Here is an 8,329-nt window from a genome sequence, read left to right as displayed (position 1 = left end):
CATTTCGCGATCGCCGGGAATGAAGTCACGGTCTGCTTGGAGCCTGAGAACCTGGGTACGTTCAAGCGAGCCATGGAGTCGCAGGCGACGGCAGAAGCCATGGCCTTTGATGGCGTCAAGCGCGAAACCGTGAAGACGTTTGTCCTGGACAAGGAGATGAAGCTGTAAAGTAAGGCCATGCTGCGATGTGAGATGCTGATCTACAAGATCCCGAAGTCGCGTCCGAAGCGCTTGTTGCCTTTTTCCCCGAACCAGCACGCGAGCGCTACAGCAAGCACGAGGTCGTCGTGGGCGCCCTCGCGCCACGCACCGTAGGTGTCGTGAGCAGTGGTGGTGATGCGGACCCGGAAGGCCAAGCCAAGGTGTCCGCGGCGGTCTCCGCAAGAGGTCGAAGGCTCACCCCGTAGCCGTCGCCTTGGTCGAATCAAGTCCGGCGATATCCTCGCGGCCTTGCGGAACCCATAGCGGCAGTTCCATCCACGGCCGCACGCCATGGTCGGGCAGGAACGCCTCGTTCGTCTGGCTACTCTTCGACCGAGGGAGATTCCGCGGACTCGGGGTATTCCGTATAAGGCCGTAGCCTGATGATCCCCTTTCGGAGGCAAGAGTGGAACCGTTTCAGGAGGAAGCGGGGAGGCGGTTTCCATCGGACCGGCGGATCCTACCGGCCCGCCGGCGTTGATTGTTACCGTGGCCGGAAGCGCTAAGCTGCCCACGCCAGCCATTAAGCTCGGAACCTGGAACGTCAATGGGATCCGGGCGCGTCAGGGCGAGGTCCAGCAATGGATCGAGCGCGAGCGTCCGGATGTCGTCTGCCTGCAGGAGATCAAGGCCGAGTCCCACCAGGTGCCACCTGCACTGTGTGAGATGGAAGGGTACTGGTGCTATTGGCACGGCGGCAAAGGCTACTCGGGCGTCGGTCTTCACGTCAGCAAGGAAATCGCACCCCAACGGCCGCTGTTCGTTCATCCCGCGTTCGATTGCGAGAATCGAATCGTGGTAACGGAAGTCGGCGGCATCACCATTGGGTCGGTCTATGTGCCCAACGGTGGTCGAGACTTCGCGGCGAAAATGCGATTCCTCGAAGCGCTCGACGAATACGCCGCGGCGTTCCAGACCGAGGTTGCGGGGGAAGCACGCCAACTCGTGCTGTGCGGGGACATGAACGTAGCGCGATCGGATCTTGATGTACATCCGAAAGAGCGCAAGCCCCGGGCGATTGGACAACTTCCTGAGGAGCGCGCGCTGATCGAGCGGATCCTGAGCCGCGGCCTGGTGGACCTGGGTCGCACCCTCGACCCGAACAACGACCATCTCTTCACCTGGTGGGCGCCCTGGCGCAACCTGCGCCAGCGGAACATCGGGTGGCGGCTCGACTATGTGTTCGTGAGCATCTCGTTGGCAGCGCGGGCGACTGCCTGCCTCGTCCAGACAGAAGTGGGAACCAGCGACCATGCGCCTGTGCTGGCCCGCTTCAGTTGAACACAGCAGGCCCGCATAGCGAAGTCCAGACAGCGCCAAACTGCCCGGCCCTCCGCAAGAGGACTGGCGCCGTTTCGCCCGTTGAGGCGATCACCCCCATGGACCGCGGAGCGCTCCTTTACGATATCAAGCGAGCGGGAGCGTAGCGAGCGGCAGCGCTCATCTTGCTCTCATGAAGGCGCCTGTCAAGCCTTCAAGGGAACCGCTTCTCCAACCGGCCGCTTCGGTGGTGCTACGGCCCGGCTACAGACCCGGTGGTCATGCTCTCATCCGTGCCCCGCACCAAAGACGGGCACACAATACGAAAGGACCCGGGGGTCCCCTAACCTGTACCAGGGGCCTGACGCCAGCAAGATACGAGGGCGACCGCGGGTCCTTGCCGTTAGCGTTCTTCATAGCACCGGCGTTCCCTGCACACCGTCCATGTCAGCTCCGCGAGTTTGCGCGCCGTGGATGTCCGATCATCCTTGGTGGCCCGGCGGGCTTTGAGGCGCTGGTAGTGGCGACGGAGAAACGGCGAATAGGATCGCCGCCGTGACCGCTTCGATGAAGGCCCACCGGAGCCACTTGTTCCCCCGCTTCGTCAACCGCCTATATGCCATGCGCTTCCCCGTGGCGTAGGTGGCGGGGACCAGGCCGGCATAGCTGGCAAAGCGCTTGGCAGTGGCGAAGCGGTCGATGTCGTCGACCTCATAGCGGATCAAAACGGAGAAGAAGTCGTCGATGCCAGGGAGGCTGCTGAGCCAGCGCACCGCCTCGTCGCCGGCGGCGAACTGCTTGAGCAAGCCATTCGTGGCCGCAATGCGTCCCTGGAGGACCTCGAGGAGCGTGGTTCGCCGTCGAGGAGGTGCCGGTCCGACCGCGGCAAGGCGACGGCGCGGAGCCAGTGGAGGCCGGGCTTCCCGAACAAGTCGCTGACGGCTGGAGGCTCGAGGGGGTGATGACTCAGCAACGAGTGGATGCGGTTCTTCACCATCGTCTGGACGCGGACCAGAAACATCCGCTGGCGGAGGACCCGCTTGACGGCCCGGGTCTCCTTCGAGGGTGCATAGGCTTCAGGGATGAGGTTGGTGCGGAGGAGGTGGGCGAGGGTTTCGGAATCGATCTTGTCGGTCTTGATTCGCGCGTCCGCGATCGCGCGCACTTTCGCAGGGTGGGCGAGCACAACTTCATCCACGAGCTCATCGAGCCAGTCGTACATCGGCCCCCACGTGAAACTGGCTTCGAGGACGGCCTTCAAGGGTTCGTGGTAGCGTTCAAGCGCGTGCCGGAGCCGGGGAGAGAACTCGACACTTGTTTCCGCTGCAGGACGTTGCCCGCGTCATCCATTACGGTGATGTGTGACGTCGCCTTGTGAGCGTCGACTCCGACGTAAAGCACTTGTCCACCCCCTCGACGGTTTGTTCGGTGTTTTCGTCGTGGACAAGCGCCTTCATCGTACCTATACCGAGCGCAGCGAGCGTTGTACCCGAGGCCAGGCCCGTAACGCACGGCCGGGAAGACCTTGCGGATTGCGGGACCCAGGTATCCGCCAGCTCGCATAGGTTTGCTGGAACTCTTGCGCCTTTAAGCAAGAACCATTTCCCGAAGGCCGGAAATGCACGATTCTACACGACCTTACTCTCCCGGGTGCGCTGAACGCAGCACGATTCTCCCAAGCCTGCAAAATTGGAGTTTGACGCAGGGCGTGCGGTCGTGGAAACTGCGTTTAGAGACGGTAAACTTCCGTTCAAGAGCAAACCCGGAGCGATTCGGGGACGCGAACCAACGGGGCCCTCGAGGCTGGCCGGGTTGCCGGGAGGAGCCTAGAGGCAACGTCTTGAGCGCGACGCCGACGCATCGGCGTTGCGACGGTGTGTTCCGCGCCGGCAAAGCGTTCTTCATAGTGTCTTCCCTGGCCGCCATGAACACCGCCGCCGCGTACACCTCACAGCCGGTTCGCGGTGCGTCGGAACCCCTCTTGTGGACCCGGTCGTCACGCCGCGTGTAGGACGGGCTCTCAGCGCGCGCGCGGGACGAAATCTCTTGCAGTTTGGAGGTAATCTATGGCGGCCTCGCGCGAGGCAGTGCTGTCGAGCCTTGTGACTCTGACCGGCGACCTTCAGCCCACCCAGCAAGCCACGGCCAGCGACCTCGATTTCGCACGCGCGATTCTGGCACAGGCGCTCGCCAGCGAACAGGCGGAGCCCATAGCCAAAACCGCCGTCCTGGCGCGGCTGGCAGAACCTGACCTCGTGGCCGAGGCTCGACCGGCGACCGCGGCACAATTGTCTGTCTACGTCGAGCGCGCGCTGGCCGCGAAGACACCGCCAGAATTCCTGATCTATCGCCGTGAAGTTCCAGTGCTGACCACGCGCGATCTTGTCTCACTGCCGACGTGGGCGGCCGGCCGTGCGATTGAGCGCACCCTCGGGCCGTTCCGTGACGCGATGGGTCGCTTCATCTGGTTTGATCTCTTTCCCATCGCGCACCAGTTCAACCTCGTCCGCACGCCCGGCGGTGCACCGTTCTTGACGGTCCCGTTGCGCGGTCTGGCGTTTGGCAGAACCCGCTTCACGGTGGGATCGGGCAGTATCTGGTTTGCCTCGAAGCTCGTCGCGCCAAATGGGCCCGTCGGAGGATACACCGGGTTACGCATCAAAGGCGGGACGCTGACGTTCAGTCAAGCCGTCTCCGCGATCGGTACCGAGGTGGTCGTGCCGCCCGGCGTGTCCTGCGCGCTGGAGGTGCAACTCGATCCCCCAGTCCCTCCCACCGGTATCCCTCCCACCCAGCCGGGTGTAGACGCACGGGAGGCCGCGGCGACCTTTCCGGTCGACGTCACGCTGACCGTTCGGGCCAGCGGCGCGACCCTGGCGAGTCGCGAGGCGAGCGTCCAGGCGTATGGGACGACGGCGCGACTGCGACAAGACACGGGCGTGCCGACCTTTTCAGCCGCGTTGGATCGTCTCCTCGTTCCATTCAAGGCCGACATCGGCCAGTTTGAGGTCCGGCATCACAGCTCGACCCTATTCGAGCCGGATGGCCGCGCGCCGATGACGTCGGCGGCATGGGCGCTCCCCGTCGCCGTGGCAAACCCGGGTACGTTGGGCGAGGCGAGCGGCGTCGGCGAGCTCGCCCTCGGCCTCGACGATGGCCTGAGCGCGAGGTGGAAGGGACAGGGCCAACGGCTCGCGCTTGGCCCGTGCGTCGTGCTCGTGGACGCGGAGCAGTTAGCGGTGACCGCACTGGCCGTCAAGGGGGTTGGCGCCCACGAGGTCGTCGAACTATGGAGCCCCGACGGCGTAAGCCGCCAAACCTCGCGCCTCACGCTCACGAATCAAATCTCTTTCCCCGTCCGCTTCTTCTCGCAGGCGGCGGGGAGCGAGGCGTTGCTCTTTGCCGCGCATTTGGAGGCGACCCTCGATCGCCCGCTCACGCTGGACGGGAATCGTGTGCCATTGCAGTCGCCGGCTGCTCTTATTGTCCTCTTCCAAATCCCTGCTGGAACATTCTTGGGCTTGGAGGCCGCGATTGCGCCTCCCAGAGACAGTCGTCGATCGTTGGCGTTCGCCGCGGCGAACGTCGTGTTCAAATCGAGCCCGGCGATCAGCTTGATCGTCTTTGGGGGGTTCGACGGTCATGCGGTGACCCAAGGGGCGCTGGCGCTGACGTTCCGCCTGCAACTCATCCTGCCCACGCTGCCCGACCCGTACGCCGCGAACTATTCGACCTTGGAAGGATCGGGCCGCCAACCTGCCACCGGCGGGACGTTGATGGCGCGTGTGGATTGGGCGCCAGCGAGCGCGACCGCGCTGCGGTTCCTCTTTCCACCCACCGCGGGCACCCCGGCGCCGTTGGCCCGCAGCCAGCCGGGCGCGCGCGCCGTGGTCACGTCGGGATCTCCCGGTTCGGTGGATGAGGCCGGCATGCGGGCGCTCGCCGCGACGGCAGCTGCCTCAGTCGAGCCAGGATTGGTCCTCCTCGATGTTTCGACGAACGCGGATTGGTTCGGCGTCTCGGTCGGGGCGGCCGGGGTGCGCGGCGCGAGCGTGTCGGTCTCCGATTTCGTCGTCGAGGATATGTACCTCCAAGGGCCGGGGTCGGCGGTCCAGGTCATCACCGTGCCCGAGGTGCAGTGGGAACCGGTGGCCACGCCTGTGCCGTCGCCCGACGATCCGAACTTTCCGACGCCGATGACATTTCCCGATTCGGGCGGCCCGAGCCTGGTGGGCGTCGAGACGGTGAGGCTGGTCCGCGTCGCGCCCGTTCCCGCGCTGGATGAGTTCATCCACGATTTCAACGATGAGAGAGACCCACGTCCAGGATTCGCACGCGTCACGCTGCCGTTTGGTATCGTCGCGCTCGCTGCGCTACGCAAGCCGCAGAAGCTGGGCGCGTCCGGCGCCGCGCTCGACTACAACCGTCCTCGCTTCCCAGCGGACGACCTCATCGGTGGCCACCAGATCAGCATCACCGCGGTCGGCGCCACGACACCTGGGGCGACGGCAAGCCTGCCGGGTGCGGCGGTTCAATTACGCAACGGCTTCTTCATGGGTCTCCCGACCGGTCTGAGCGTCCTCGACGTGAGCACCATCGCGCCCCCCAACCCGAATTTCTCCGACACCTTCAACAACAACTTCGGGCCGGGCGCCAAGCGCCAGCAGGTTCCGGTGACGCGGATCGACCTCTCCGGGTACGGGGAAAGCCTGTTTAGCGATTGGCGTAATCCCTCCGATGCGGCGGCCGTGGTGAGCCAGGCACGGTTTGATGTGATCGTCGGCCGGACGTCGCTCGAGATCATTCAATTCCGCAGCGTGCTCTATCCCTATGCGGTGCGCGTCGTACGCACCGTCACCATTCAGCGCCTGAACAGCGGCACGGTGGCGCGACACGACAGCGGGTGGCAGGCGGTGACCGACGGGCGCTACCTCTATCCCGATTACCGGACCAACCCGGACATCAATCCGAGTCCGGGTATCACGACGCATCCCGGCGTCGTGCTCGGGGTTCGCCGTGTCACGAACATCCGCGATACGGGACAGACCTTTACCACAACCAAATACGGCACCGCACTCATGGCGGTGCGCTTCGACGGCGATCTCGACATTGAGGGCGTGATCAAAGGCGGAGACGCATCGGGGGTGCCCGGGCGCGACCAGCTGGGGTTTGTCCAGCTCACCGATCCGCAGAAGATCGGCCTGCTCGATCCCGAGGAGTACGCGGAGCTGATCGCGAGGAACGGGCCGCTCGGCGGGACGATCGACTGCCTCATCAACATTGGTGGTTCGGGGCAATCGATGCGGGTGACGGGCGTCGGCGTCGGGGCGACGCAGGGGATGGGCGGGTTCGAGTTTGCGATGACGGCGTGGGGCAGCCCGCTCTTCCCGCAGGGCGGCCAGTGGTCGTTCCTCAGGCAAGCTGCCCCGGGCGACGCGCCGCAGCCGGTGGATCGTGATCTGGGAGTGCCGCTCATTCGAGCGGGTGCCGCGCCGGCGCCGCCCCCTCCGAGCTCGCCCTACCGGTTTGCCGACGCGGTGGACCTGGCGCAGCCGGCGAGTCCGGCCTCCGACTACGGGATCCTCCACGCGACGGGCACGCAGCGCGTGTTCTTTCCCCGACCGAAGATCGAGGCGTCCGGTCCGTCCAGCCAACGCATCACGAGCACGCAGACCCCGGTCCTCGCCGACCCGTACACCCTGGCCACCGCGGTCGGATCCTTCCCGCGCACGGCCGACGCCATCCCGTTCCCGGGCAGCAACTGGGCGCTGGCCATCGGCCCGGACGGCAACTACAAGCTGGAGCTGCCCAGCCCCAGCTTCCCCGTCACGGTCGGTCAGCGCACGCTGGCCGATGCGATGTCGGTGCGCGGCTACGCGGATTACTCCGGGTCAACCGCCGAGGTCGTGATCGATACGGCGAATGCGGTGCCGTGGGCCTTCCGGCTCACGGACGTCAAGCTGGCGCTGAGCGCAGGGCTGCTCGGCGAAGTGATCCGGCTGCAGGCCACGGTGGATGCCACGGCGGTCTCGCCGACGCAGCTCAAGGAGCCGAAGATCATCCTTGGAGGAGCGCTCTCACCCGTCCAAGACGTGATCACCATCCTCGAGGACCTGGGCATCCCCACCCCCTTCAGCGTGAGCATGAGCAACCAGCCAGAACGCCAAAAGAAACTCAAGGCCGGCCTCAAAATCCCTCTGAAGATACCGTACCCATCGCCAGAGGGTCGTGTGAAGTTCATTGATCTCACCGTTCCACCGATTCCTCCCGGATTGACGGACGAGGAGGCCGGGACGTTCGAAGACAGCACCGTATCGCTCGTCTTTGAGGACACCGATGTGAGTGTGACGGAGTCTCTGGATCTGAAAAAAGGGAAGCTGGTTGAAGCCGAATTCGAGCTGGAAGCCACGCTTCGCGCCAGAACCTCGTTCACCCCACCGGTGTGGGGCGTGGGCCTGTTCAAATTGAACATCAAGGTGGGGACTGAATCCGGAACGTTGGTCACGTTGACCGCCGGCGCAGGGGCCGCGATCAAGTTCAAGTTCTTTCTGGAGTTCAAGGGCTACTACATCGCGACGCTGTTCGTCGTCGCAGGCGATACCGCATTCGCGCTAGGGGTCGGGGCGTTAGCGAAACTCAATGTGGATCTCGGGGTCGCCGACCTCGATCTCACGGCCGAGGTCAAGTACGCTCTCTTAAAGGCTCCGTGCGCCGCCGGCCTCTCCGTGTTCGCCGTGGCTCAGGTCACGCTTGCCGCGGAACTCACGATCGCGTTCGTGATCGACATCAGCTTCGAGTACCAAATGCAGTGGCACGTCAATATGAATGGCGGCCCGTGCCCGCTCCCCGACGCCCTGTAGGAGGACGC

Annotated in this window: 4 protein-coding genes and 1 riboswitch; of the genes, 3 read left to right on the top strand and 1 reads right to left on the bottom strand. The window is 64.7% G+C overall.

The features are described from left to right. The first annotated feature begins 690 nt into the window (after window positions 1-690). Window positions 691-1,482 (top strand): exodeoxyribonuclease III, encoded by a 792-nt coding sequence (locus VFP86_02230; GenBank protein HET8998442.1) that lies wholly within the window; start codon window positions 691-693, stop codon window positions 1,480-1,482. Window positions 1,483-1,943: 461 nt separating this feature from the next. On the opposite strand, the gene VFP86_02225 is transcribed toward VFP86_02230, so the two are convergent. Continuing rightward, entirely contained in the window at window positions 1,944-2,267 is a 324-nt protein-coding gene (locus tag VFP86_02225) for an IS110 family transposase (GenBank protein HET8998441.1), read from the bottom strand. Between the two features lie 62 nt (window positions 2,268-2,329). Here VFP86_02225 and VFP86_02220 point away from each other — a divergent pair, with 62 nt between their 5' ends. Further along, a complete protein-coding gene (locus tag VFP86_02220) occupies window positions 2,330-2,839 on the top strand; it encodes a hypothetical protein (protein HET8998440.1) in 510 nt (169 codons plus the stop codon). A gap of 367 nt (window positions 2,840-3,206) precedes the next feature. After that, window positions 3,207-3,281: riboswitch (cyclic di-GMP riboswitch) on the top strand. Window positions 3,282-3,527: 246 nt separating this feature from the next. Continuing rightward, complete coding sequence (locus VFP86_02215; protein HET8998439.1) at window positions 3,528-8,321, top strand: hypothetical protein; 4,794 nt, start codon at window positions 3,528-3,530, stop codon at window positions 8,319-8,321. The last annotated feature ends 8 nt before the right edge of the window (window positions 8,322-8,329 follow it).

Source organism: bacterium (assembly GCA_035703895.1).
Lineage (GTDB): Bacteria > Sysuimicrobiota > Sysuimicrobiia > Sysuimicrobiales > Segetimicrobiaceae > Segetimicrobium.
The sequence above is the reverse complement of the archived record's forward strand: the minus strand, read 5'-3'. Positions and strand labels throughout refer to the sequence as shown.

Bases quoted from the DNA above. Each gene is read 5' to 3' on its own strand.
- VFP86_02215 (HET8998439.1), top strand. From the start codon at position 3,528: ATGGCGGCCTCGCGCGAGGCAGTGCTGTCGAGCCTTGTGACTCTGACC.